The 26,383-nt window shown below is 46.8% G+C and carries 27 protein-coding genes and 1 pseudogene; 19 read left to right on the forward strand and 9 right to left on the reverse strand.

All coding sequences use genetic code 11. The annotated features are described in order from the left end of the window. Positions 1-65: 65 nt before the first annotated feature. Positions 66-962: a sensor histidine kinase gene (locus LACPH_RS05650; RefSeq protein WP_274784770.1), complete on the reverse strand. Its 897-nt coding sequence runs from the start codon at positions 960-962 to the stop codon at positions 66-68. A 17-nt stretch (positions 963-979) separates the two neighbouring features. Further along, positions 980-1,654, reverse strand: a complete 675-nt coding sequence (locus LACPH_RS05655; RefSeq protein ID WP_087912019.1) for a response regulator transcription factor — start codon at positions 1,652-1,654, stop codon at positions 980-982. 156 nt (positions 1,655-1,810) lie between these two features. Between LACPH_RS05655 and LACPH_RS05660 the strand changes: the two genes are divergently transcribed. Further along, the gene (locus LACPH_RS05660; protein ID WP_274784744.1) at positions 1,811-2,743 is read left to right on the forward strand and encodes an ABC transporter ATP-binding protein; all 933 of its coding nucleotides are present in this window, start codon (positions 1,811-1,813) and stop codon (positions 2,741-2,743) included. After that, the gene (locus tag LACPH_RS05665) at positions 2,736-3,506 is read left to right on the forward strand and encodes an ABC-2 transporter permease family protein (protein WP_274784745.1); all 771 of its coding nucleotides are present in this window, start codon (positions 2,736-2,738) and stop codon (positions 3,504-3,506) included. Before LACPH_RS05660 ends, LACPH_RS05665 begins: the two co-directional genes overlap by 8 nt. A gap of 114 nt (positions 3,507-3,620) precedes the next feature. On the opposite strand, the gene LACPH_RS05670 is transcribed toward LACPH_RS05665, so the two are convergent. After that, the gene (locus LACPH_RS05670; protein WP_274784771.1) at positions 3,621-4,502 is read right to left on the reverse strand and encodes a LysR family transcriptional regulator; all 882 of its coding nucleotides are present in this window, start codon (positions 4,500-4,502) and stop codon (positions 3,621-3,623) included. 219 nt (positions 4,503-4,721) lie between these two features. On the opposite strand from LACPH_RS05670, the gene LACPH_RS05675 reads away from it, so the two are divergent. The 6 genes from LACPH_RS05675 to LACPH_RS14275 all read left to right on the forward strand — a co-directional run bounded on the left by LACPH_RS05675 (position 4,722) and on the right by LACPH_RS14275 (position 7,023). Further along, complete coding sequence (locus LACPH_RS05675; RefSeq protein ID WP_274784746.1) at positions 4,722-5,138, forward strand: cupin domain-containing protein; 417 nt, start codon at positions 4,722-4,724, stop codon at positions 5,136-5,138. Between the two features lies 1 nt (position 5,139). Beyond that, on the forward strand, positions 5,140-5,457 hold the full coding sequence (locus LACPH_RS05680) for a carboxymuconolactone decarboxylase family protein (protein WP_087912024.1): 318 nt from the start codon (positions 5,140-5,142) through the stop codon (positions 5,455-5,457). A gap of 143 nt (positions 5,458-5,600) precedes the next feature. Beyond that, positions 5,601-5,885 carry an ArsR/SmtB family transcription factor gene (locus LACPH_RS05685; RefSeq protein ID WP_274784747.1) on the forward strand — a complete coding sequence of 95 codons (285 nt, stop codon included), beginning with the start codon at positions 5,601-5,603 and terminating at the stop codon, positions 5,883-5,885. A 49-nt stretch (positions 5,886-5,934) separates the two neighbouring features. Beyond that, positions 5,935-6,564 carry a glutathione S-transferase family protein gene (locus tag LACPH_RS05690; protein ID WP_274784748.1) on the forward strand — a complete coding sequence of 210 codons (630 nt, stop codon included), beginning with the start codon at positions 5,935-5,937 and terminating at the stop codon, positions 6,562-6,564. A 195-nt stretch (positions 6,565-6,759) separates the two neighbouring features. Then, positions 6,760-6,891: a hypothetical protein gene (locus LACPH_RS05695; RefSeq protein ID WP_274784749.1), complete on the forward strand. Its 132-nt coding sequence runs from the start codon at positions 6,760-6,762 to the stop codon at positions 6,889-6,891. Positions 6,892-6,900: 9 nt separating this feature from the next. Beyond that, positions 6,901-7,023 (forward strand): GNAT family protein, encoded by a 123-nt coding sequence (locus LACPH_RS14275; RefSeq protein WP_370531194.1) that lies wholly within the window; start codon positions 6,901-6,903, stop codon positions 7,021-7,023. Between the two features lie 454 nt (positions 7,024-7,477). Here the strand turns inward: LACPH_RS14275 and LACPH_RS05700 are convergent, their stop codons facing one another. The 4 genes from LACPH_RS05700 to LACPH_RS05715 are packed head-to-tail and all read right to left on the reverse strand — an operon-like array spanning position 7,478 to position 10,842. After that, entirely contained in the window at positions 7,478-8,086 is a 609-nt protein-coding gene (locus LACPH_RS05700) for a response regulator transcription factor (protein ID WP_274784750.1), read from the reverse strand. Next, positions 8,083-9,174: a sensor histidine kinase gene (locus LACPH_RS05705; protein ID WP_370531195.1), complete on the reverse strand. Its 1,092-nt coding sequence runs from the start codon at positions 9,172-9,174 to the stop codon at positions 8,083-8,085. Before LACPH_RS05705 ends, LACPH_RS05700 begins: the two co-directional genes overlap by 4 nt. A gap of 16 nt (positions 9,175-9,190) precedes the next feature. Beyond that, positions 9,191-9,955, reverse strand: a complete 765-nt coding sequence (locus LACPH_RS05710) for an ABC transporter permease (protein ID WP_274784752.1) — start codon at positions 9,953-9,955, stop codon at positions 9,191-9,193. Further along, on the reverse strand, positions 9,952-10,842 hold the full coding sequence (locus tag LACPH_RS05715; RefSeq protein WP_274784753.1) for an ABC transporter ATP-binding protein: 891 nt from the start codon (positions 10,840-10,842) through the stop codon (positions 9,952-9,954). The genes LACPH_RS05710 and LACPH_RS05715 overlap by 4 nt, the downstream gene beginning before the upstream one ends. A 198-nt stretch (positions 10,843-11,040) precedes the next feature. Here LACPH_RS05715 and LACPH_RS05720 point away from each other — a divergent pair, with 198 nt between their 5' ends. The 5 genes and pseudogenes from LACPH_RS05720 (at position 11,041) to LACPH_RS05740 (ending at position 18,235) form a co-directional block, all read left to right on the forward strand. After that, positions 11,041-12,537, forward strand: coding sequence for a hypothetical protein (locus LACPH_RS05720; protein ID WP_274784754.1), 1,497 nt, complete (start codon positions 11,041-11,043; stop codon positions 12,535-12,537). 11 nt (positions 12,538-12,548) lie between these two features. Continuing rightward, complete coding sequence (locus LACPH_RS05725) at positions 12,549-13,568, forward strand: hypothetical protein (protein ID WP_274784755.1); 1,020 nt, start codon at positions 12,549-12,551, stop codon at positions 13,566-13,568. Continuing rightward, the gene (locus LACPH_RS05730; protein WP_306387484.1) at positions 13,565-16,687 is read left to right on the forward strand and encodes an SbcC/MukB-like Walker B domain-containing protein; all 3,123 of its coding nucleotides are present in this window, start codon (positions 13,565-13,567) and stop codon (positions 16,685-16,687) included. The genes LACPH_RS05725 and LACPH_RS05730 overlap by 4 nt, the downstream gene beginning before the upstream one ends. 36 nt (positions 16,688-16,723) lie before the next feature. Beyond that, positions 16,724-17,536 carry a DUF2399 domain-containing protein gene (locus tag LACPH_RS05735; protein WP_274784757.1) on the forward strand — a complete coding sequence of 271 codons (813 nt, stop codon included), beginning with the start codon at positions 16,724-16,726 and terminating at the stop codon, positions 17,534-17,536. Between the two features lie 46 nt (positions 17,537-17,582). Next, a pseudogene (locus LACPH_RS05740) lies at positions 17,583-18,235 on the forward strand (GNAT family N-acetyltransferase). Between the two features lie 168 nt (positions 18,236-18,403). Here the strand turns inward: LACPH_RS05740 and LACPH_RS05745 are convergent. Next, positions 18,404-18,913 (reverse strand): hypothetical protein, encoded by a 510-nt coding sequence (locus LACPH_RS05745; protein WP_274784758.1) that lies wholly within the window; start codon positions 18,911-18,913, stop codon positions 18,404-18,406. Positions 18,914-19,079: 166 nt separating this feature from the next. Between LACPH_RS05745 and LACPH_RS05750 the strand changes: the two genes are divergently transcribed. The 6 genes from LACPH_RS05750 to LACPH_RS05775 all read left to right on the forward strand — a co-directional run bounded on the left by LACPH_RS05750 (position 19,080) and on the right by LACPH_RS05775 (position 25,598). Beyond that, on the forward strand, positions 19,080-19,592 hold the full coding sequence (locus LACPH_RS05750; RefSeq protein WP_087912036.1) for a hypothetical protein: 513 nt from the start codon (positions 19,080-19,082) through the stop codon (positions 19,590-19,592). A 118-nt stretch (positions 19,593-19,710) separates the two neighbouring features. Then, entirely contained in the window at positions 19,711-21,885 is a 2,175-nt protein-coding gene (locus tag LACPH_RS05755) for a Tex family protein (RefSeq protein WP_306387488.1), read from the forward strand. 312 nt (positions 21,886-22,197) lie between these two features. Next, on the forward strand, positions 22,198-22,947 hold the full coding sequence (locus tag LACPH_RS05760; protein WP_274784760.1) for a gamma-glutamyl-gamma-aminobutyrate hydrolase family protein: 750 nt from the start codon (positions 22,198-22,200) through the stop codon (positions 22,945-22,947). Continuing rightward, positions 22,940-24,244: an APC family permease gene (locus tag LACPH_RS05765; protein WP_041084719.1), complete on the forward strand. Its 1,305-nt coding sequence runs from the start codon at positions 22,940-22,942 to the stop codon at positions 24,242-24,244. Before LACPH_RS05760 ends, LACPH_RS05765 begins: the two co-directional genes overlap by 8 nt. A gap of 165 nt (positions 24,245-24,409) precedes the next feature. Then, complete coding sequence (locus LACPH_RS05770) at positions 24,410-24,760, forward strand: PadR family transcriptional regulator (protein ID WP_274784761.1); 351 nt, start codon at positions 24,410-24,412, stop codon at positions 24,758-24,760. Further along, complete coding sequence (locus LACPH_RS05775) at positions 24,750-25,598, forward strand: DUF1129 domain-containing protein (protein WP_274784762.1); 849 nt, start codon at positions 24,750-24,752, stop codon at positions 25,596-25,598. The genes LACPH_RS05770 and LACPH_RS05775 overlap by 11 nt, the downstream gene beginning before the upstream one ends. A gap of 121 nt (positions 25,599-25,719) precedes the next feature. Here LACPH_RS05775 and rpsD read toward each other — a convergent pair whose 3' ends face one another. Then, complete coding sequence (rpsD, locus tag LACPH_RS05780) at positions 25,720-26,331, reverse strand: 30S ribosomal protein S4 (protein WP_010488729.1); 612 nt, start codon at positions 26,329-26,331, stop codon at positions 25,720-25,722. Positions 26,332-26,383 lie beyond the last annotated feature (52 nt).

The raw sequence follows: 26,383 nt of genomic DNA on the forward strand, positions 1-26,383 counted from the left end.
GGAGGGAAGAATGAATTGACTCAGGAAATTGCCTGAACTTTTAAAATAATCACTAGTTGGTGCGGTCATTTTGTGCTTTCACGAAATGTCAGTTTGACAGTGAAAGTGTGATCGTACGCATCAATGGCCATTTTGCCACTAAGCGTTGTCGTCAATGATTGAACAATGCTCAGCCCTAATCCAACACTTTGAGTGGTTCGTGCGGTGTCAGTGGTATAAAATCGGTCGGCCAACCGCTCAACATGGCGAACCGGCTCTGCCGTATCGTTTGTAAAAATCATGACGATATGGTTGGCATCTTGGCGGGTGAGGGAAAGGCTTGCTTGGTTTTTAGCGTATTTAAGCCAGTTACCGATTAAGTTCTGGATAATTCGGCGTAATAGGGTCTCATCGGTGACAAGGGTTATTCCATCGGTAACGTCAGGCTTGACCTGCAAACCATTGGCAGTGAGCTGATCGTAATAATCGAAAAGTTCTGTTTTGAGCAACGTTGAAACGTCAATTGGCTTGCGATTTAAAGTGCGCGTTTTTTCCTGGATAAGATTGAAGTCCATCAGATAGTGCAGGTAATAGTTAACCGAGCGTAAATTATTGGCGATGCGAGTTATAAAGGGCTTGGCGTCGGCTGTGGGCTCGCGATCAAGCAGCTGAACGTAGCCAGTAGCGACCGTGAGCGGTGTTTTGATATCGTGGGTCAAATCCATCAGCATCTGATGGATTTTTTGTTCTTGCTCGATTTGTTCGATCTGCAGTTTGCGCATCTTATTGAGATTCCAATTAATCCCAGCAGTCAGTCCGCGGATCAAAGGAAGGTTGGTGTTACTGGTCACGCCGGCGTTTGTCTCGTGATGATTGATATAGTCTAAATCATGGTTGATCCGTCTCAGGTCGATGATGACAAGCAAAAACAGACTGGTCACCAGCAAGCAAATAAGACTAAGTACGATAATGATTGCAAGCATCATAAAAAATCTCCTTGTCAAACGAGTCGAACACCGATGCCCCAGATCGAAATGATGTATTTCGGATTCTGAGCCAGATCGTTGATTTTGGTTCGTAAATTGCTGATGTGGACGTTAAGCGTGTTATCGGCATTTAAAAAAGGTTCGCCCCAGACCTGTTCGTAAAGTTGGCGTTTATCAAACACTTGATGAGGATCGCGCATCATGAGTGCCAATATGGCGTATTCTTTTTTGGGTAAAGTCAATGGACGGCGGTTGACGGTGACGGCATGGCGTTTTGGATCGAGTACAATTTCACCAACTTGTAATGCGTCGTCTTCCTGTGCGGTGGTGGGTTTATTTTGACGTAGCTGAACCTGAACACGCGCAAGCAACTCGTCGATGTCAAACGGTTTGGTTAGATAATCATTAGCTCCTTGTTTGAGCAATGCCACGGTTTTCTGCTTATCCTGAATAGCGGTCAAAACAAGAACCGGGACTTGCGAAGTTTTGCGGATTGTGGTCAGAACACTCTCGCCGGTGACATTCGGTAACATGAGATCGAGAATTACAAGATCAGGGTGTGTTTGGTGAAATTGCGTTAAAGCCTGAATCCCATCGAAGGCTTGGACAACCTCGTAAGTCGGTGCCAGCACATCTTGTAACAGCGCTTGTATATCTTTGTGGTCTTCAACAATTAAAATTTTAGCCATGATGTCGCGACCTCCTACTAATGACAGTGTAAACTAACAAGCCTGGATGCCACAATTTAGGTTTAATTAAGGATTGATTATGCTAGTAATTAAGAAAGACTCGGTAGTCTGGAATTGTAGAATAAAAACAAATTAAAATTTTGGAGGCTAAGCATCATGAGCGAACCAATATTAACGATTCAACAGGTTAGCAAACACTTCGGCCATTTTCAGGCATTAGATCACATCAATTTTACCGTTGAGCGCGGCGACATTTTTGGGTTAATCGGCGAAAACGGGGCAGGGAAAACAACCCTCATGCGGCTTATTACGGGACTTTCGCCGATGCAAACAGGGACAATTACGTTATTAGGGGAAAATGCCGGGCACTACCAGCGCGCATTGAGTCGCATTGGTGCTGTGATCGAAAGCCCAGCCGCGTTTGAAAAATTGACCGTCTTACAAAACTTACATCTCTGCGCCATTCAACACGGCATTGATGATCAAAAAGTGATTGCTGAAACCGTTGATTTTGTGGGTCTTCAGGAAAAACAGCGAACACAAGCACGCCACCTTTCATTAGGCCAGCGGCAACGGTTAGGACTAGCATTGGCTATTTTGCCGCGCCCAGATTTTTTGATCTTGGATGAACCGATTAACGGACTGGATCCATCCGGCATTATGGAATTTCGCCTTCTGCTCAAGCGGTTAAACGAAGAACGGCAAACAACGATGCTGATTTCGAGTCACATTTTGAGTGAGCTTTATCAGGTTTCGACAAGGTTTGGCATTATTCACCATGGCAGAATGATCAAGCAACTGAGCAAGACTGAATTGGATCAAGCGAATCAATCAGGCCTGACCATAACAGTTGATCAAGCGCCTCTAGCCGTGCAGGTACTTGACCACAACGGTTATAAACCTTTCGACGTGCTTGACGATCATCACCTGTTGTTGCGCAAGGGGGATGTTGATGCTGCCCGTGTGAATCAACTATTGGTGACAAATGGCGTCTTGGTTCAAGACATCAGTCATCAGACTGGCTCACTGGAACAATTCTATCTGCAACTGTTGGGTCAGACAGAAAAGCAGGAGGTCAACCATGATTAATCAAATTCGCGCAGACTTCTATCGGCAACTACATACGGTCGGCATGTATATCATGCTGGCTGTGACAATCGTTTATGCTTTATTGGCAGTGCTAGCCAAAAGTGTTGGTGGCGTCACGGTGTCTGTTGGCAGCAGCGTTTTTACCCAAGTTGCTGATCGGCCATGGACGGTGTTGTTTGGTTTGAAAGCCGCCAATATGACCGCGACGCTATTGTTGTACTTCTTTATTGGCGTCTTCGTGATTGTCTTTGGGTACGAATTTACACAAAAAGTTTACAAAAACACGTTGATTTCCGGAATCTCGCGACTGCAATTCATATTGGCAAAATATTTGGTGATGTTGTTGGATCTGCTGATTTTGTTTACGGTTAACTTTGGCATGGTGCTTATCGGTGGGTTAATCAAAGGCAGAGCATTAGGCGGAGATTGGTCAACAATCTTGCAGACAATGGGACTAAGCATTGTTGCAGCGACCTTTTTTCTGAGTGTTGTCTTCAGTCTCGGCGTTTTCTTGTTGATTGCAACCGGCTCGATGACAATTGCTACGATTGTCGTGGTGCTTTTCCCGATACTCATCGAAGTCCTCAATCTTATCGCACATTGGGACTGGCTCAAGTATTTTAATTTCTTCGGTGTTTCGCAGAGTCTCGGCGTTGGCAGTATGAAAATGAGCGCGTTGCCGCCGTACATTGCGGTGAGTTTTGGCTTTCTGATTGTGATGATTGGGTTGTCGGTTTTGATTTTGCGGCGGAAGGAATTGTAGGGTGGTTTAAGAGGCGTTCTAAACGAATAAACCAGCATGTGCCGGACTTTCGGTCAGGTTACATGCTGGTTTTTGTCTCACATATTGGGCAGATTAAAAAATGAAAAAGTACTGTTACGATGTCTGGTTATTTACTTGCTGGAAAAACGTCAAAAACTTCTGCGCTGCTTTTGATAGTGGCGTATTTTTTGTCCAAATGAGCGCCATTTGTGTCGCAAGCTTAGGCGAAAAGGGCACAAACTTTAATGACATTTCTTCTTGGTTCAGGAGCCGACTGATGCCGACTACGTAACCCAATCCCGCCTCTGCAAGTAATCCAGCATTATAGATTAAATTGTAACGAGCGACAATTTGGCTTTCGGAAAAATGATGACCGGCCCATTTTTGCAACATTTCTACGACCGATTGTCTTTCTGAAACAATGAGTGGGTGCCCGCTTATCTGAGGGGCGGAGATACCAGGCAAACTAGCCAAGGGATCATTAGTTGGTATAAGTAACCCCCAAAGATTTTCGCCGTTAATTTTGCTAAAAGCATATTTGTAAGTGTCAGTTGGATCAATCACAACGCCAAAGTCCAACAAACCTTGATCAAGTCGTTCCATAATTTCGTCGGCATTACCGCTATAAAGTTGCAGCTGGATGCTTGGGTATGCGACTAACAGTTGTTTAACGGCGCGCAGGACGGTGCGGTTGAGATGGGATTCGCCCAGACCGATTGCCAAATTGCCACCGATGATATTTTCATCCGTGATATCGGTAATTGCAGTTTCTGTAAGATTAAGAATCTGGCGCGCACGATTGACCAAATAGGTACCATTTGCCGTTAGACTGATCGCCCGGCGCTTGCGCTGAAAGAGTTTGGTGCCAAGCTCGGCTTCAAGTTCTTGCATTTGTCTGGACAAGGCGGGTTGAGAAATGTGAATCTTATTGGCTGCGGCTGTGATGGTGCCCGCGTCCGCAATGGCCACGAGGTAACGCAAAGTTCTTAATTCCACTGAGAAGCCCCCTAATGAAACGATCTGCCCGGATGGAAACAAAACTTCAGACGAGATGAATCGGGACAGATTGTTTCGTTTGAGATTTTGTCTTTTCGGTTGATGAACGCATGTTGATTTTAAATATAGAGAAAACACATAACGTAACATGTTATATAAGCATTATACATTTTTAAACGTCTGACCGATAATGGAAGAAAACATAAGAAGGCACAAGCAATGAACGATAAAGATCAACAAGCAGGCATTTTTGGATTAGGTGCGGTTAATAGCGCGTATCAACAATATTTTACTGGAAAAAGTTATCTGAAAAGTTTAGCAAATGCGTCCGATGGCGTTGACGTGCACGTGTCCAATGTGACTTTTGAACCCGGATGCCGGAATAACTGGCATATTCATCACAATGGCTTTCAAATCTTATTAGTTACGAGTGGTGAAGGTTGGTACCAAGCGGCCGGTGAACCTGCACGCTTATTACGTCCAGGCGATGTCGTCACGATACACGAAGGCGTCAAACACTGGCATGGGGCGACTAAAGATAGTTGGTTTAGTCACGTGGCAATTACCAAGGGGACCAGTGAATGGTTAGAGCCAGTCTCTGATCAAGCTTATGCACAACTACGGGAGGTAAAGTAGCATGGTAAAACAAACAGCCGGACGCAAACAATTGGGTGAATTTGCACCACAGTTTGCTGCTCTTAATGATGACGTGTTATTCGGAGAAGTCTGGTCAAAAGAAGATGAACTATCGGCACGCGATCGTAGTCTCGTTACAATTGCATGCCTCATGACCAGCGGCGATTTTCCGCAACTAAAGGCGCATCTTCGTATGGGCAAGGAGCATGGCATCACCAAGAAAGAAGTGGTTGCTGAAATTACCCATCTAGCCTTTTATGCAGGGTGGCCAAAAGCTTGGTCTGCGTTTGCTCTGGCAAAGGAAGTCTATGGGGAATGATGAAATTGGCGTGCGATTGACTAAAACTATGGATTTTATCAGCTAAAAATTGGCAAAGACTTGGTGGCCGTGAGCGACTGAGGCTTTGCCTTTTTTCTGTGAATGGGGTTGTCATCGGCATTCAGAAGAACTACGCTAGTTCTATGGATATCGAACAAAAAGACGAGAAAATTGCAAACATTTTTAAAGTCCTTGGTGAACCGCATCGCATTGAGATTTTGCGGATACTTTACCACGCGCGACGAGAGCTGACGTGTTCGGAGGTTAGTGCGCAGCTTAATTTAAGCAAATCAACGGTCTCGTATCATTTTCGCGCCATGCGATTAGCGGGGTTAACACATACACGCCAAGTAGCCCAAACCAAGTATTTATCTATCAACGAGGCAACTTTTGATCGGTTTTTACCAGGCTTTCTGGCGACACTTTAATTTTTTGCCTTTTAATTCGATATTCATCGAATAAAGGGAGATGCACAATATGCTTAGGTTATTTTACGCATCAGGCACCAGTGCGATGGCGCCGCATATTTTGTTGACAGATGCTGGTTTGGATTTTGAGACAGAAAAGGTCAATTTGGATCGCAAAACTTGGCGAGGCGGTGATTATAATCAGATCAATCCAAAGTCATATGTGCCAACGTTGCAGATTTCGCCGACAAAATATTTGACTGAATGCGCTGTGATATTGGAGTTTATAGCCTTAAAAGCTAAGAGTGATTATCGCAGCTCAGAGGAGAGTATGGCTTACTGGCAGGAACGCATGTGGTTAAATTATATTGCGACCGAATTGCACAAAAATTTTATATCACCATTTCGCCGTGGTAATTGGCTGCCGAATACTGCGGATTCAAAAAAGTTGGTGTGGCAGCGTGTGGTACCGCGATTGCAGTATGTTGAGGAACGTCTTCAGGGGCCATGGTTGATGGGTAAACGGTTTTCGATGGCGGATCCGTATCTATTCGTCATGACTAACTGGATGCGGCGGCTTGGCTTTTCGTTTGATGGGTTGCAGAAGTTACAGGCGTTTGACGAATCAATGCGTGAGCGGCCTAGTGTGAAGGAGGTGCTTCGAGTTGAAGGGCGGCCGCATAGCGTTACGGATGGATAGGACCGAACAAATGGGTTTCATGAAAGTTGCTGGTTGCCTATGACGTTTATAGGATAAGTTTAATTACTCTTGGAAGTCGATGGTGCTAATCGGCTTTTTTGTTCATTTTTCTAATTATTGAGAAGGCGAATGATCAAACAATAGCGGTTGTTGACGATCGGTTTGGGGGCTTAAAATTTAATCGAGAAGCCGTTAATGCAAGACGAACTAGCTGTTAACTTTTTGGCAGAAGAAGATGGACGATGCATGGGTGGACTCTCCGGTTATAGTTCTATGTATCAAATTGGTTATGTTGAAACCTTGTTGGTGGCTGAAGCGCATAGATAGACACAAGGCATTGGAACCCAACTTGTTAATACGCTACTAAAGGCTCTGCAGACTTTTGGGTGTCACACGGTGCACTTGGATACGATGTCTTATCAAGTACCTGAGTTTTATCAGTCACTGGGGTTTAAATAATTTGGTAAGCTGACTTATTCAGAGATTGGAGTTTAATCAAGAGATGCCATGTTTCGAGAATGGTCAAAATTAAACAGCCTCACCCAGTCTACGCTCAGGGAGACTAAGGTGAGGCTGTTTAATTTTGAGTTTCAGTCGCGATAGTCATGGAGATAGTGACAAGTCCGCTATCAAGTCGAGTGTCATATCGAGTGATTTCAATTCACGCAGTCATGAGGACTGCGATGAGATTCAAAGTATTCCCACCAAAACAGTTGAGATATTTCAATTCGCACAGTCACGAGGACTGCGACCGCAACATAAATTTACCAGAAGGAGTATGAATGTACTTCCAAGCTCATGTGTACCTTACATTCACACTTGGACTTTTGCAGCTGCAACTCTCTCCTTCTTGTCTAATAATATACCATAATGCCTGTCCGCATCTTCAACATTTGTTGCAACGCCAGCAACCCTAAGCCAACCACTTATTCCGCTTAGCCATCTCCACCGCCTCAATCCGATTGTGCACCCCAAGCTTGCTAAAAATGGCCGATAGATAATTACGCACTGTACCTTCAGACAAAAACAAGGAAGCAGCGATTTGCTTAGAAGACAACCCGCTAGCAACCTCTGCCAAAACTGCCAGTTCGCGGTCAGTGAGGGGATTGCTTTCGGCCGTAACCATGTTTGTCACCAACTCTGGCGCGTAAATTGTTTGCCCAGTCATCACTTTACGAATGACTGCGATTAAGTCGTCGCTCGGGCTATCCTTTAAAAGATAACCATTCACTTTAGCTGCAACGGCGCGCTCGAAATAGGCCTTTTGCGCAAAGGTGGTCAAAATAATGACTTTCGTTGGCAAGTCACTTTCATGAATTTTATCGGCGACATCAAGGCCGGTTAGTTTGGGCATCTCGATATCTAAAATGGCAACATCGGGCTTGAGCTGCTGGATGTCTTCCCATGCCTTTGCACCATCTCCAGCACTCCCCAGCACATGTAAATCATCTTCTAAGTCCAATAGCTGGGTGAGTGCCGAGTTTAACATGCTTTGATCTTCTGCGAGATATAGCGTAATCATGATAGTTGCTGCCACTCCTTTGGTAATGTAAGTGTGACCAGAGTGCCTTGCCGATTGTGGATGATCACAAAGGTGCCGTTAACTTCCGCCATCCGTTGCTGCATGCCGCTAATGCCGTTTGAACCCGCGCGGACGTAATTTTTGGATCGTCCGTCATCTTGAATGTTGACGATGTAGTCGCTTGGCGTTTGTTCGAAAGTTATCTCAACTTGATGGGCATGCGCATGGCGAATCACATTCGTAATGGCTTCGGAAATAACCGGACTTAGATGAATCTGCACCTTGGTTGGCCATTCGGTGGCGTCATTTTCGCCGTCTGTCAGCAAAACCACATTGGCTTCCGCAAGATTTTTCCCTTGCGTTAACATCATCTCACTTAACGACTGTTGGTGCAGGTCGTTGACGATCGAACGAACCAACTGCAAATCGTGACGACTGGTTTGGGCAATGTCGTCCAGTTCCGGTCCGACGCGCTCAGGTGACTTGTCCAGCAGCTTTTTGGCGAGCTCAGCCTTAAGGGTCATCATCGAAAAGCTCTGGCCGAGGGTGTCATGCAAGTCGCGTGCAATCCGTTCGCGTTCACCACGACGAACGATGGCCTGCAGACGCCGATTTGTTTGGCGAAGTTGGCGTTGGCGGATAATGGAGCGTGAGGCCGTATAGGCAAAGATTGGCGAGACAAGCGGGAAAACGAGATTGAGCAAGTTACCATTTGAGATGTTTAAAGTACCCGGATGGATCAGATTGGCGCGCCATAGACCCACGAGAATAATGAGATAGAAGGCTGTGGCGAACCAGTGAAAATATTTTCGTGGGTACCTAGCTAAAATAAAGGATACTTGCCAACCGGGATAAATAATCATGTAATCATTGAAAGCGAAGATCGCAAATAAACCGGTGATCGCCAGCTCCAGCGGAATCGTGACGGGTAGCCACCGGTCGATTTCGTTGACCAGAATGTAGACGACCAGAAACACCACGCCCAAACCGAGCCAAATCCAGTCATTGACCGATTTTGTCGGAACATATTGAGCCATGATATACGGCAAATAGACCAGCCAAATATAGCTGGTCCATTCGAGATTCATTAACCATGACCGAAGATTATGCTTCACCCAAAGCCACGCCCTTCCGTTGTTCATGTTTTGTCATGACAACCACTAGCAAACTGCCGAGTACAAACCAGACGGCAATCCCAACTAGATTTGTTAAGTCTACTGTAGCACGTGAGGTCACCTGATTTAAGAGATTATTCACGAAGTAAGTCGGCGTCTCCTTGCCGATGGTTTGTAACCACTTCGGCAGCAGGCTGATCGGCCACCATAAGCCGCTGATAATGGCCATGGGAAAAGTGAGTAAGTTACTGGCCAAGCTGAGCATTTCTTCACGCCGAATATGAGACAACGCAATGCCAATCATCAGGATGGGTAACTGGCCGATTAAAATAATGCCAAGGAAGCCTAACCACTGACTAGCATCAAGGCTGACATTGTTAACGCCAATCGCAATGCCGCCTAAAACAATCACCGAAAGCAAGCTCATCATCAGCATCCAGAAAGTGATTGAGACGTAATAAGGGACCATGCCTTTTGGCGATAATCTTAAAAATGTCGTGAATCCTTTGTCGCGATCGCGTTTCAAGATGGACGCAATGCTGAAGAGTGCTTCGAGAAGAATACTAAAAACAATCATTTGATCCATATAACTAATGTTAAATTGTTTGATTGCCACAGCAGAGCCACTGATCATGACTTTGGTATAAAGCAGATAGAATCCTGCTGGCATCAAGAGTGAAAAGAAAATAAACGAAAAGTTGCGGAAAACCAGGCGCTTGCCGTCAAAGGCCACTTGAGCTAAGAATGTTTTCATGATTGTGAGACCTCCTGTTTGGTTAATTGTAGGAAAATGTCTTCAAGTGATTCGCGATTCAAGCTGATTTGATGCAGTCGATCGAGCATCGGTACGAGTGCTTTCAGCGTCTGATCACCGTTGCGGCTGTGAATGACCAGTTTGTCACCCATGCTGTGGACGTGATCGACATCAGCCAGTCCGCTAAAAATGGCTGGTTGCAGATCGGTTTCACAAGTGATTGTGGCGCCCAGATGTTGTTTTTGAAGCTGTTGTAAGGTGCCATCGAACGTAAAGCGGCCATTTTGCAAGATCAATAAGCGATCGGCAATTTGCTGAATTTCTTCGAGGTAGTGACTAGTGATAACGATGGTTTTGCCTTGTTGTCGCAGTTGTTCAACTTGATCCCAAAAAGCTTTTCGGGCATTCGCGTCCATGCCGACAGTCGGTTCGTCTAGGAACAGCAGATCAGGTTGGCCGATTAACGCAACGGCAAAGGTGACACGGCGAAGTTGGCCGCCGGAGAGATTACCGAGACGCTGGGTCTTGAGTTGCGTCAGATTCAGATCGGCAAGCAAGCTGTCTGGGTCAAGCGTATGCTCAGTCTGTTCAGCGGCAAGTTTTAACATATCGCCGACAGTAATGCCGGGGATGATCATGTCGCCTTGAAGCATCGAGCCAATTCGGGCCTTGCTATTGGGGTTGCCGGGCTTTTTGTCAAAAACGCTGACGGCGCCTTTTCCCGATAAAAGCCCTAGCAAAATGTTCAGTAGCGTCGTTTTACCAGCGCCGTTGACACCGATCAAACCGATGATTTCACCGGCATGGACGGTTAAGTTAATGTCTTTTAAAACCTGTTTCTTGTCATAGTTGAATTTTAGATGTTCTGTTTGAATGATTGTGGTCATGTTGTCCACCTCCACTACTGATACTACGTAGTCGGGGGATTGGGTAGTAGTCGCGAATGTCATGAATGTGGTGTGACAAATGTCATGTTTTGCAAAAAGTCTGGCAGCATGCTGGATGTGGGAGCTATTGTGTGAGGCATTCTTCTTGTATAATGGAAGGCATCAGACAATGGTATGGAAATAGAAAGGGACCAGCTTATGGCAGCAGCCTTATCAGCACCTTTGCGGCAGTTATTATTGGCAACTCAATTAGGTTTGAGCGTGCATCATCCGCTTGCCGGTTGGTTCGTGTTGACGATTCTTTACCGTGATGCTGGCAGTAGTAGTGAACCCGTTACGTTAAGTTACCTGGCACGAAAATATAACAATGATTATCTGGACACAAGCGGCGGCGAAACGACGATTGCTGATGATGTTTTGAAGAAAGTCCTTGACGTGTTGGTCACACAAGCCGGTTTGGTGGAGATGAATCCGCGAAAAGTGCGTGCCCGCATGCACAATGGCAGCTACCATATTATTCAATCCTATGTCTATCGGATTACCAGCAGCGGCATCGAATATTTGAAAATGATGCAAAAAGTCATTGATGCCGAAACGACCATTACGGCCAATACGAATCGCATTCAGGAATATGTCGATTTGGTGGCAAAGTTAAGTGTGCCGGTACGTTCAGGTGCAGACACCCAGCTTTACAACAATTTTCAAAACATGCTAAATGCCTATGATGATGTTATGAAGGGCATCCATAAACTTGAAGACGATCTTGATGAATTGGCCAATGACATTGCCTTCAATCACGGTAGTCAGGCGGCGAGCCATTTGCAGCACATGTTGCGCCACAAGGCAATTCCCGCTTATCAGAAGATGCTGAATCAGGCGTCACGGATTCAAGGCTTAGCAAATGACGCGACTTTTGCCGATCAAATTGCCCATTCCCAACAAGGCAGTGATGATCTTGATGCTGCTCGGGCGGTTGGCCGTCAAGAAGCGTTAGTGATGCGGCTGCAGCGGACCAAACAATGGGCACAGGCGCAGATGACCAGATTAGCACTCAGTATGAGTCCGACTGCCACAGCGATTGACAGCAGTCTGGATTCGATATATTTAGTGTTCAACACGTTATTGGGCATCGTTCACTTGTTGAGTCAGGAGTTTGAACATGCCAAGCGCCAAACCATTGACATCAAGGCGCTCTCCAAAAAGTTAGATGGCTTGCTGGCACACTATCAACAGCTTCATATTCCAGCGCAGGTACCACGGCACTTGCCGGGGGATCGCGAGGTAGAAGATCCCAGCGATTTGCTTGATGCCTCAACAATGGGACCGGTCAGCTACTTAGCGAATCCGACCCGCAAGCAGCCAGCCAGCGAGACCGATAATCCGGATGTCACCGATGATGCACCCACCGAACAGGCGCAGGTGGCAGGGTTACGCGAATTTCGCCAAACGTTGATGGTGGATGATCGTCACGGTCGGGTGGATCACGATTTGACGTTGCAGACTGTCACAGCGCGGGATGAGATTATCAAGTTGTTTGCGGCGACTTATCACGAAGATCTGAATGGCTTTGCCCCGTTCGGCCGTCCCGCCAAAGCAGTGGATGCCTTACCGAACACGCCGCCACTGCAATTGCAGGTGGCCGGAGAAGATTATGCGGTCGTGTTGCCGTGCGGTTTTAAGTTTACGTTTGCTTGAGGAGGACGCTTATGGCCAGAATTACCAAGTTAGACCAGCTTGTCATCAATGAATTGCTGGATCATGGCGTGTTTACCACAACGCCATTACCCGCTGCGACCCAAATCAGTCGCGCTGCTATTAGTGAACTTAAAAAGCCGTCCGTGCAGCAAAAGCTTAGTTACTATTTCAAAAATATGTTCGGTGCAACGCCGGAGAATTTTCAAGAAAATCTTTTCCTCATGATCGGTAAGGAAGAACTTTCGCCAGAAGTTGTGCATGTGCTTTTGGCAACCGTGAAAACGATCATCAATGAACCGGAATTACAGAGCAATTTGGAGGATCGTGCCATTCCGACGCAAAAAATCGTCCGTCAGGTGCACAGCGAAGTGATTGAGCTTGACGAACGCGAATTACTGCGTTGCATTGATGCACTCTTTGTGAAGCGTTTTGGGCTGTTCACGCCGGATCGGCTTGAGGAAGGCACAGAAAATGTTCCTGCCGAAATCGATGATTACTGGGAGATTCATCCCAACTTTAACGAATTTGCCCAAAATCTGGTCGACTATTTGACCAGTGAGCAAGCCGAGCCGGTTTTGAGCGATGTTCAAAAAGTCAATCGGGTGTTGCTGACGGAACAATTTATGAGTCCCAAAACTACGCCGCAACTTTGGCCTGTCCTTGTTGCCCATAAAGAAGCTATTGCGGAACAATGGACTCAAGGCGGGCGGTTCGTTTTGGAAGTCGGGGATCAGTATGCGCTATTGTTGGATCAACAGCGGCAGCCCAGCGTTGCCAAGCCTTACCTCGCTGCGTTAGTTGTCGCCCATCAACTGGGGTCGGGCGTGGCCGCCGATGACTTGACTGGCTTAATCAAAACCGTGACTGCCGAACTTTTTCCAGGCTTCACGATTCAACCGAGTCAGGTAAAGGTCGCCTTACTTGAAAATGATTTAATGCGTGCTCAGGATGATTACTGGGTGCCAACGTCGATTGTGGCGCGGTTTGCGGTGACGCAGGATGAAGAAAGCAAAGAAGGAGCTAAATCTTGACGCAACAATTAGTGCCAGTCAGTTATCATTTGCGTAATTTTAATAAGTACGCCAAGTTGGACATGCAAGCGGCCGAAAATGGCAATCTGACCTTAATCGGCGAAAATGCGGTCGGCAAAACAACCCTTGCCAACTGTTTCTTTCCGATGTTGATTGATGGTGCCATCACGACGCCATCGTTTAACCCAGCTAAGAACACGGAGAAGGTTTCGCAAAGCGCGAGTGTCCGCAATAGCAGCCGGGATACGCGGACTTTTGAATCGATGTTGCTCGGCTGGGGTCCGGGCGCTATGAAAGTGCGGACAGGTTATAGTTACGTTTTGATGCGCTCGGATCAGCGTCAGGTTATCTTAGGTCTTGGTGCGACGCGGGTGCAAGATGATCCGCGCAAGCCGACTTGGTGGTTTGTTGTTATCGCGCCGAACCCGACTGATGCGTTAGAGCTTCACACAACGGATGCTGAAGGAAAAAGTCTCGATAAAAATCAGTTCAAAGCTGCGAATGCCGCGATGGGTGACCAACTGCATGTGTTTGATCGGCCGGAAGATTACCGAGAATTTGCCGCGACCCGCATTTACGGTTTTAGCGACGGCAAAGTGCTAGGCCGTCTAGCAAATGCCTATCGTCTGTTAGCCTCGCCGACGTTAACGTCCGGCAATGAAAAGTTCGCACCGATTCTTACGGCATTAAAAGACGCCCAGGAAGGCATCGATGATATGGTGATTCGCCGGGTGGCTGACAGTCAGCGACAGGTGAATACGTATCGTGGGTTGTTAAAACGAATCAGCGAAGGCCAACGGCGATTGAAGCAAATGAAGTCGCGGATCTTTTGGCATAACTTGAATCATCTCCAAGAAATTTTATTGACGCCGTATAGCCAACGGTTTGCCCGCAATGCCGCCAACCAGGAAAAATTGACCCATACGCAGCAGGAAATACAAGCTTATTCCGCACAACTGGCTGATTTAAATCAAGCGGTAACGGAAATAACGGAGCAGGTTGAGCAATTGCGTAACGAAAAAGCCGAGCAGGATCAACTGATTAAGCGGCGGGCACAATATGAGCAGCAGATTAAAACTAGCCAAGCCGAATTAGATCGTTATCGCGAGACGCAACAAAAAGTCGCAGCATTACAGCAGCAGCTGGCAACCTTGGCCATCAAACATGATCGGATTAAACAACAACTGGCCGATCACACGCAAAACAATCTTTCTCCGATCAGAGTCAAACTACTCGCTTTGACAAGCACGTTGAACAACTTTTCCCAAGTGATGCAGGCTGATGACTGGCAGGAGATTGAAGCAGGGCTTGGACATTACATTCATCAAGTCTCATCGGCGAAGGTTCAGTATGATGGGCTGGAAGAGACGATCAATCGTCTTAGCACAGATGTCGGTATTACCAAGCAGATGCAAGCCAAAATGGGAACCGCCATTGAGACGCGAGTGCAGGGGTTTGGTAGCGGCCGGGTTCATGATGGTTTGCAGGAAGACAACCGAACCATTCATGAAGCAGGCGCGGCGCAAATGAACACGCAATATCAGCCTTTGCGTGACCAACAGTCAGCGATTCTGAAAAAACAGCCGGATTTGACTGTGATTTTAGAAGATCCAACAATTTTGTCTCAGTTGAAGGATCTGCGCAAACAGCTCAAACCGCTGGTGCAGACTTTGCTTCACATACAGTCGCTGTTAACTGCTAATGAAAGCGAGCAAAAAGCCCAGCAGAGTAACCTTGATACTTGGTTAGACTTCTTTGATCCCGACTTTGACGAGGACGAGTTGGCGCAAACCATCGCGCGGCTGAAGGCCGAACAAGCGGCATTGAAAATTGATCCGGAATTACCGAACCGTTTGGCCGCGGCAGCTACCAAGCAAAGAAAGTTAACCCAACAGTTGCAAAGCGTGGAAACCGAAATCGCCACCAGACAAGGGGTCATCAGTACTTTGACTGGTACGATTAAAACAGACATGGCGCAATTAGCCAAAGAGGCGGCGGATGCTGCAGGAAAGCTTAAAACGTTGAGGCCGTATTTTCCAGAGGGCGTTCACCTTACTGACATGGATGAGCTGTTGACCTTTGCCACGAGCAATCGCGCTAAAATTCGCAGCAGCAGTTATAGCGATATCAGCGCGCAGATTGGCAACCTGATTCATCGCCACGATGGTCACGGCGAGGATCAAAATGCGCTTGATGCGCTTTTTGCCGATCGGGGTTTTCCTGCCGAGACAAGTGCAATGCGCCAACAGCGTTCGGTTGCCGATAATGGTTTGACTGTGGTTGCATTTGATGTTAACAAAGCCCTAAAACTTTTAGATGATGATCATGCCGCGGTGGAGAAAGCCTTGGCTGAAGAACAAAGTGGCAATGACATGGCTTATACGACATTTGTCCAGGCGGCAACGGCAGCGATCAGTGCGCAGTACAACGTCATCACGACTTACAACCAGATTCTTGCGGCTGGGGCCGGCCATCAACATATCAAATTGAAAGTTCGCTTGACGCCGATCAAGGGGATCGCACCAGAAGCCATCGAAGAAGCCTGCGATCCGCAGCGGCAACAACGACCGCACCTTGAAGCGTTGGTGAAACAGCGCCTCGACCAACTTGCTAACAACACCGAGGTTTCAAATGACGATGACGCGTTCTTTGCTGCTGCGCGAGACTTACTTGACACGCGCGAATGGTCTGATTTTGAGGTATTGATTCGGCGGCGTCAAAGCGGTGAAAACGATTTTGAAGTAGTGGACGATAAATTTGTCCAGTCCGGCGGTTCAGGCGCGGAAAAGGCGCAGGCGATGGTGTTACCACTCTTGCTGGTGCCGAAAATGGTTTTGCAACGGTCGAATCGTGCCGATGCACCGCATTTGGTCATGTTTGACGAGTTTGCCGATAAACTCGATCCGGAAACAGCTAAGTCTTTTGCCAAAACGATTGTTAATTTTGGCTTCAGCTTTATTGCCACCATGCCAAGCGGAGCGCAAAACAAGCTTTTGGCAGACGGCGTCGACAACATTGTGTGGGACGTCATGGCCTCACCGCAGCAAGGCGACGGCCGCTTCCATTTAAATCGCGTTCAGCAGAACTTTATTTGGAAAAAGGACACCGATAATGATTGAGTCATGGATTAGTTAGGTAAGAGGGGGATAGCAAGGATGAGTCGTTACAGCGATGCTTTTGAAAGCCAGACAGGACAAGCAGCACCGGAAAAAGCTGCGCAACTGGATCAACTGTTTGATCAAATTGCGCGCGGGAAAGCCTTGCCGCCTCGTGGACAACAGGCAGTCGCGCTGGGATTAACCGCGCATACGTTGAACGATCCGCACGAAGATCCGCCGCTTTTTGCCTATTATCGCTGGGTCATGACTCATTGTTTTCAGTACGGCCAAGTCAATGAACTGACGGCGCGCCTCATCGGAATGGCGTTTACCTCGGCTAATATTTTTGCGACCGACCTGCCTCAGCCGCTGACATTGAATCCCTGGCAGCTCAAACCAATGCTCGACTTTCCGTTGAAAAACACACAGGCGGTGGTGATTGAAAACAATGGCGTCTTCGCATTGCTGCATCAGGAACATCCGGACTGGCCATTAATTTTGCAATCCGGCAATGACTTCAATGATGTTTACGTTCAGCTTATTCAACGCCTCGAAGACCGCGGCATGTGTTATGCCTATTTAGGCGATCTCGACAGCAAAGGCGTTCAAATGGCTGATCAATTCGCGCGATTGCTAAAACAGACCGCTGCAAAAGACGTGGCGGCTTTACAGACACCTAAAGATGTTCGCATCTGGCTGGCCGATATGGGAAAAAAAGATCCACATCGTACTAGGAAATTAAAGGTCGTGACGCCTGTCTATCAGGCCGAGATGACAACGATCACGCTATTTGGAAAGTTTGTTGAGCAAGAACAGTTGATGGGGATTTATGAAGAGCGGATTGGGCAGTGGCTTGACGCCGGAAAGTAAGGTACTGGGACTGATTGATGGAAGATGTTTACAAATAGGGGGAACGATGGTCACATACACAATTAAAAATTATCAACCGGAAATGCTGGAGAGCTGGTTGCGATGTCGCGCACTGGCATATATGCGTAGTTCGTTTCAGGACGAGATTACTGCCGAAAAGGAAACTGTTTCGGATGACACAGGTGTTTCACTTGTCGCAATTAAGGATCAACAAGTTATCGGTATGCAGAGGCTATCTTTTTGGATCAAGGTCAAGCAAAAGCAGCGTCGTATGGTCTTCCTGAAGGGACAGCCCTAACCACACTTGATACGCTTGCAGTGCATCCAGATTATCAACACATTGGGATTGCTAAAGCCTTGCTGAAGCAATTGCGCGACCGATTAAAGATACGCGGCGGTATTTTACTGATTTATACGCTTGATGATGCTGCTGCTAATGGCTTGTACCAAACGATTGGCGCCAAACTTTGCTATCGGGCATCCATTGTTCATGGTCACAGTCCCAATAATCATGTGCCACGATGGACTAATTTTCATGTCACCGATGATAAGCAGGTCGCTGTTTACGATGAACACGATCAAGAAATTGCATACGGGCAGGACATGGAGACATATTATGTCGGTAAGTCTGAAAACATCAAACAGTTAACAGACGTTCACAAAGTTGTAACTGAAAATGTCTATATTTTGGTGCTTTGATCGGCTTTGCTTTAGATTCACAAAAAGAGTTGCAGTTCTTTAAAAAGCTTCTGGAACGGTGATTGCTGTGTCAGTACGCTTATTTACAAGTGTGCTGGCATTTTTAGTTATCCTGTAAAAAATGGTGACACGGTGTCACCTCCCATGCTTCAAAATTTGAAACTGTCATTAATAAATGCCGCGAAAATACTTGATATTTCGAATCCATTCCCGTTTGATATATGGGAAAACACACTGCACGTAAGCATTTTTACTTTGCGGTTCCCAGCCGTTCATTAAAAGCCAGTGCTCATCGAATAACTTCTCCCAGTCATGATCATTACTAGAAAGATTGTCGGAAAAATTGCCATGGCCAAGAGGAATATGCCACGCATCAAAATCGCTTGCTAGAACAAGTTGGCTGGGAATATCAACGATTAACTGAACTGACGCAGCGCGCCGATCATTGAAGCCCCGATATTGGTCCTCCTCGTGAAGCGGATGAATCCAGCCCCAGAGCAACGCATTATCAGGATTTAGCGACATTCGGCGAAGTTCAAACTGATGGCGCATCCACTCATAGGGTTCCCGAAAATCACTAAGATCGGGTTCGTGCCAAACCTCGCGGGAACGTGGAGTGGTTAGTATGTTACCCGATTGTTTGATAAAAGAGCGGCGTTGCATCGTTCGAATAAGCATGTTTTCCTCCAATGATTAGAGCAACTTGTACAACATTTCATAGCCAATAATCCATTAACCATTTAAAAATTTTGCTTGCAATGTTAACGAAAATGCCGCTTTTAGCAAAATCTATTGTTAACACAAAAACTGAGAAAATGGGCATTGAAATCTTTGGGAGGCGCAAATGACTAGGAAAAAGCTTAAAAAGTTAGGCTCTGATGAACGCTTCACGTTTCAGGCAACTTATGCCGGCATTGGGATGAAGCGAACGATGCGCGGGAAAATCAACACGCGCTTTTTGCCAACGATCTTATTTGAACATGTCATGCTTGGTGATCAAGAGGTCACAGATCATCTTTGGCTCAATTATACGAAACAGTTTGCCGAATTGGGACTTTTAACCAAAGGCGAGATTGTTCAATTCAATGCGCGCGTGCATCGGTATAAAAAAGGCTATGCAGCGGTCAAGGTGATTGATTACGGCTTGCAACGACCCACGAAAGTATCGATTATCAAGAGTTTGACCGACAATCGCGCTAAATTACCGCCGTTACCCGATGAGAAGAATGCCTTAATCGGGCTTGTTATGAAAACTAATAAGGACACTTACCTCAAAAACGGGCGTGGATTTGATCAGTGGTATGTCGATCAATATGACGCGTGGCTGCGGACCGAAAGCAACTCGACCAAGTACTGATCTTTTGCCGAAAACCAGTCAAAGTACGAATCCTTAAAAGAAAAACATCCGCAATTTTGGTAATATGGTACTTATTGAGTCGACAAGAAGCCAAGTAGAAATTGTGAGGAACGTTAAATTGATTGAAGAACAAACTGTCCAGTTAATGCAGCAGGATTTAACTAACATCACTCATCATCAGATCAGCGCCGTTTTGAATCTGATGCAAGAAGGTAATACGGTTCCGTTTATTGCGCGTTATCGGAAAGAGATGACCGGCAGCCTCGATGAAGTGCAGATTCAGGCGATTGAGGAAGCGTACAAGCATGTGACGGCCTTGCAGGATCGTAAAGAGGCCGTGATTAAAAGCATTGCCGAGCAAGGAAAGCTGACGCCTGAACTGGAGCGGCAGATTCACGCCAGCACGAAGCTTCAAGACGTCGAGGATATTTACTTACCTTATAAGCAGAAGCGACAAACTAAGGCAACCATTGCCAAAGAGCGGGGGCTTGAACCGTTTGCGCGCTGGCTGCTGTCGTTTCCCACTGGCAGTTTGAATGACGAAGCGCAGAAATATGTTAATCCTGATAAAGAGATTACGTCAGTGCAGGATGTTTTGGACGGGGCGCACGAAATTCTGGCAGAAATGTTCAGCGAGATTGCCGCCATTCGTAACTGGGTGCGCAATTTTACGATGCGAACCGGAACCATTCGCACCACGGTTAAAACCAAAGGCAAGGAACTAGACGAAAAAGGCGTTTACCAGCAGTTTTATGATTTTGAAGAAACCATCAAAAAAATGACTCCGACCCGAACCCTGGCCATTAACCGTGGCGAAAAAGAAAAAATTCTGACAGTTAAGGTGCAGGTCGATCCGGCTTCGGTCATGCAGTATTTTCATTTTAAAATCATCGATAATCGTCCTGACAGCGAAGCAACGGCGTTCATTGAAGATGCCTATCAGGATGCCTATAAGCGCTTTGTCGGCCCGGCTATTGAGCGGGAAGTGCGCGGTACGTTAACCGTTGACGCTGAAGAAAAGTCGATTAAAGTATTCGGCCAGAACCTGTACAATTTGTTGATGCAGGCACCGATTAAGGGCAAGGTTGTTCTCGGTTTTGATCCTGCTTACCGCACCGGTTGTAAGTTGGCGGTGGTAGATGAGAATGGTAAGTTTCTCGATAAAGCGGTCATCTATCCGCACAAACCAGCACCGGAAAAGAAGCGCGAGGCAGCAGCCCCCGAGCTGATTGCGTTACTCGAAAAGCATCAGGTAACCATGATCGCCATTGGCAACGGAACGGCAAGCCGTGAGTCGGAGCAGTTTGTTTCAGAAACGCTCAAGCAGATTAAACGCGATATTTACTATGTGATCGTTAATGAAGCCGGTGCGTCGGTTTATTCTGCCAGTCAGGAAGCGCGTGATGAATTTCCTGATTTGCAGGTTGAACAGCGTAGCGCGATCAGTATTGCCCGCCGGCTTCAGGATCCGCTTGCCGAATTGGTGAAAATTGATCCCGAGTCAATCGGTGTTGGCCAGTATCAACATGATTTACCGAGTAAAGAGCTGGCTAATGAAGTAGATGCAGTCGTTGAACGCGCAGTTAACCGAGTTGGTGTGAACCTGAATACCGCTAGTTACCAGCTGTTGACGCGTATTTCCGGTTTATCAAAAACAATCGCGCTCAATATTGTGCACTACCGGGATGAAAACGGTCGTTATAATAGTCGTACTGAGCTGAAGAAAGTGCCGCGCTTGGGGCCGAAATCGTTCGAACAGTCAGTCGGGTTTTTGCGGATCATTGGCGGTAAGCAGCCACTGGACAACACTGATATTCACCCGGAAAGTTACCCAGTCGCCAAAAAGATCTTGGCCGCGGCGGGGTTATCCGAAGCAGACCTTGGCGATCAACAAGCGGTTGCCAAAGTCAGCAACGTTGACTTAGCGCCATTCGTTAATGAAGGCGTCGGTGCTGAAACACTCGAGGATATTGTCGCCAGCTTGCAGAATCCGGGTCGGGATTTGCGGGACAACATGGTGGCACCGATTTTGCGCAAAGATGTCTTAACCATGGCGGATTTGAAACCGGGGATGAAGCTGGAGGGAACCGTGCGCAATGTTGTTGATTTTGGCGCTTTTGTCGACATTGGGGTGAAACACGACGGCTTGGTTCACGTCTCTAAAATGGCCCGTAGGTTCGTTCGCGATCCGAAAACAGTTGTAGCCATTGGCGATATTGTTGAAGTCTGGATTGAATCGGTGGATCTTGCCCGCGAGCGGATTCAGTTATCAATGGTCGGCCCTGAGAAATAATCAATCATGATGGGCAGTTTTTGGTACCTGTAAATCAGACAAGTTAGATGAACGGATTGTCATTCCTGAATTGCGGATGGCGATCCGTTTTTTGTAGCTAAGCAAGAGAATTGGCTAAACATAACCCGATTTTGAAATAAATGCACATTTGGCCGATTTTGTAGAACTAGAAGGATACCGGCACAGAAAAGGCCTGTTATTTTATACAGTACAAGTCAAAAAGAATTTTCCGCCTTATATTAAATTCTTGGTTGAAAATAATTATATAAAGATTAAAATACAAGAATATCTAAACTACAAGGAGCTGATAAAATGCGACCGATTATCGCACTTACAGGTGATTCAATGGTCGCGCCTTCGCCTGTCATCAATCTAAATTACGCAGACATGGCGCCTAATATGATTAAAAACGCCATTGTGAAAGTTGGCGGTGCGCCCTTGATTTTGCCTTATCCGGAAGACGATGCTGTCGCCGAAGCGTTAGCACAACAGTATGTGGCTGTTTTCGACGGGCTGGTTTTGCCAGGCGGGCCGGACGTTGACCCGACGTTTTACCATGAAGAACCCATTCAAGCCATGGGGCGTGCGACTTATCAAAAGGATCGGTTTGAAATTGCCTTAATCAAGGCGACTTTAGAAGCGAAGAAACCGATTTTTGCCATTTGTCGTGGTATTCAAATTTTAAATGTGGCATTAGGCGGAACGCTGTATCAAGACTTACCTAGCCAAAATCCTAAAGCCACGATCCGCCATTCACAAGCCGCACCAGGGCAGTGGCCAACGCATCATGTTGCGATCACGCCCGGTTCGCATTTAGCGTCATTGATGGGCACGAGCAGCTATGTGAATTCCCGCCACCATCAAGCGGTCAAAGAGGTTGCACCGGATTTGAAGGTAACCGCTCAGGCTCCTGATGGCGTGGTTGAAGCGGTGGAAAGCAAAGATTCTGATTTGATTCTCGGGGTTCAGTGGCACCCAGAGAACATGTGGCCGAGTTTTCCCGACCAATTACCATTATTTAGCGACATTGTGAAACGCGCAGGAGGTGAGGCTCATGAATAATAGCATCGTGAAAAAAGAACAAATGGGCTACTGGAGTATGATTTTACTTGGCATCAATGGCATCATTGGTTCCGGCATTTTTCTTTTACCTAATCAGGCAGCCAAATTAATGGGTTCCGCCAGCATTTTCGTGTTGTTGTTTGATGCATTGCTCGTGATTACGATTGCGCTTTGTTTTGCGCAGGCAGCTACTTATTTTGATCGCGATGGCGGCCCATACTTATATGCGAAAGATGCGTTTGGCGATTTTGTCGGCTTTGAAGTTGGTTTTGTGACTTGGGCGATTCGCATTATTGCCGAAGCAACGATGGCAGTTGCCTTTACCACCGCCTTGGTCGGCACGTTTCCGTCACTGAACCAGCCCGTGATCAAAGACGCGGTTATTTCGGTCATGGTTATCGGACTAGCCCTGATGAACATCGCCGGTGTCCGGGTTTCGACCGTCGTCAACAATATTATTAGTGTTTCCAAATTGGTCCCGCTGGTGTTATTCGTAGCGATTGGCATTTTCTTTATTAAAGGCAGCAACTTTACGCCATTATTCCCCGGCGGCAGTTACAAATCCGGCAGCTTCGGCCAAGCCGCAGTTGTTATGTTTTACGCCTTCACCGGTTTTGAAGGCCTCGTGGTTGCGGCAGGTGACATGAAAAATGCCAAGCGTAACCTGCCTAAAGCGGTGGCCACGGTCATGACAGTGGTGGCACTCTTTTATATTCTGATTCAGGTTGTCAGCACCGGCATTTTAGGCAGTGCGTTGGCGAATACTGACACACCGATTCAAACAGCTTTTGCCAAAGTGGCAGGCGGCTTCGGTAATGCTCTAGTTGCGGCTGGGACATTGCTATCAACTGGCGGGCTGTTGGTTGCCAGCTCCTTCATCACCCCACGGTCCGGTGTAGCACTTGCGGAAAACCACATGATGCCGCAACTGCTGGCCAAACGTAATCGCGTGAACTCGCCATACGTTGCCATCATTGTCTCCGCTACTATCACCCTGATCATTGCCTACTCCGGCACATTTGGCTACTTAGCTCAAATCAGCGCGGTCTCGCGATTTGCCCAATACATCCCAACTTGTCTCGCCGTCATCGTATTTGCCCACACCAAAACCAAAGACAAAAGCAGCACCTTCCATTTGCCTTTAGGTCCGGTTATCCCGGCAGTGGCGATCTTGGTTAGCCTGTGGTTGCTAGTTCAGGTACAGGTCAGCCAGCTTGTCATTGGCCTAGGCGCGCTCGTGATCGCGGTGCCATTTTATTTCTTGACGTATACGTATCGGGAGCATGGTAAGGCGTGAGTTTAAAAGAATTGTCTAACAAAGCCAGCTTGACTTGGGAGAGTCGGGCTGGCTTTTGGTTGACATTATGTTTTTAGGTAGTATGTATTGCATGTTAGGCCATCATGGGGTATATTATGTCCAGGAACTAAATGGCATTACCTACTAGCAAAGAAAGGAAAAAAGATGGCCCAGGATTTGCACACACAAATGCTCAAAGGCATCCTACAGGGTTGCGTCTTAGTCATACTTAGTCGGGGCGAATACTATGGCTATACTTTAAGCCAAGAACTGGAAAAGTATGGCTTTGCCGAAATTTCCAAAGGCACTATTTACCCACTGCTCATGGCCCTGGAGAAAAAGGGGCTGATCACCAGTCAACTAAGGCCATCACCGGACGGGCCTGCGCGTAAGTATTATCAAGTTACTTCGGACGGTATGGTTGCGCGTCATGATTTTGTCGAAGAGTGGCATCGGTTGACCCAGCATGTGACCCAATTATTAACCGTGGAGGAGGAAACAGGCCATGAGAACTAAAGAAGACCAACTCGTTCAGGAAAACAACAAGCTACGGTCGCAACTGACACCTGACAATAAGCAATACTATGAAGATTTGTTGGTATATATGCGTACGAGAATGGTTTTAAAAGACAGCACGACGATTGAGCAGGAGTTAATCACGATTTTGACGGATATTTTGGCGGCACAAAAGGATGGCATTTCGGCTGTCGATTATTTTGGTAAGCAACCGCAAGAAACTGCCGATGACATTCTGGCGGAAGTCCCGATCAGCTGGTTTGATTCGTTTAAAATAATCGGTTATGCTTTACTTTCCTATCTTTTGGTAACGACCATTCCAGCCTTAATGATAGCGACAAGGCCTTGGGATATCGGTGCAGAACTTCTTGTTGGCATTTATTTCATCTTTGTCGCGGTGGCGATTGTCAGCTTTATTGGCCGTACAGCCTATAAAAAGAGTCGACACTGGAGGCGAGGGAAGATCTTTTGGATACTTCTCCTTTGGCTGGCGTGTTGTGCACTTATTGCGCCGGGTGTTATACTTCCAATCTTCGTGAAAACTCCTTGGCAACTTGATTTATCGGGTATCAGTGGCGTTGTACTAATTGTTATCTTGTTAATTGCACTAGGATTTGCTTTTTGGCGGCAAGCCGATAAAACAATGTGGTTGCCATTCGTTCCGATTATCGGCATCATGGCCGTTCTCGGAATTGCCACCCGTGTCCCGGCCTGGCAACCTTTCCTGCTCAAGAGCACAGTAGGGCGGATCGGCTTGGCGTCAGTGTTGATTTTGGGGATTATTGTCTTCAACGTGTTGATTTGGTTGACCGTTCGTAAGATGAAGCGGGATGATTGAAGCCGATTAATTTAATGATTAGATAAAAAAGATCGAGTCGGGGAAGCATCACTGATCCGATCTTTTGATGTATAAAAAAACAACCAACTCACAGAATAAGTTGGTTGCAACATTTGAAGTATTAAAGTTTCTGGTTATAGTATTCAACAACCAGTGATTCGTCAACTTCTGGTTCGAGTTCGCCACGTTCTGGTAAGCGAACGAGGGAGCCTTCCTTCTTGTTGTCGTCAAAGGTGACGTAGGCCGGACGGGAAACGGTGTTCTCGATGGCGTCATTGACGATGGCTAGGTTTTGTGAGCGTTCGCGAAGACCGATCACTTGACCAGGCTGTACTTCGTAAGAAGGAATATCAACGCGCTTGCCATCAACGGTGATGTGACCGTGGTTAACAAGTTGGCGTGCTTGCGGACGGCTGGAAGCCAGACCTAAGCGGAAAACCATGTTGTCCAAGCGGGTTTCGAGCAGGATCATGAAGTTATCACCATGGGTACCTTCTTTGATCTTGCCGGCGCGCAGGAACAGGTTCTGGAATTGACGTTCGTTTAAGCCATACATCCAACGTAGCTTTTGCTTTTCACGCAATTGCTGACCGTATTCGGAGATCTTCCGACGGTTGTTGGCACCATGATCACCAGGTGCGTAAGGACGACGAGCTAATTCTTTACCAGTGCCGGAAAGGGACAAGCCGAGACGACGGCTTTGCTTCCAGCGAGGACCAGTATAACGAGACATATAGATATTCCTCCAAGTTTTTATTTGGAGTAAAATAACGAATTGCGGCTTT

The organism is Lacticaseibacillus parahuelsenbergensis (assembly GCF_030770265.1).
GTDB lineage: Bacteria > Bacillota > Bacilli > Lactobacillales > Lactobacillaceae > Lacticaseibacillus > Lacticaseibacillus casei.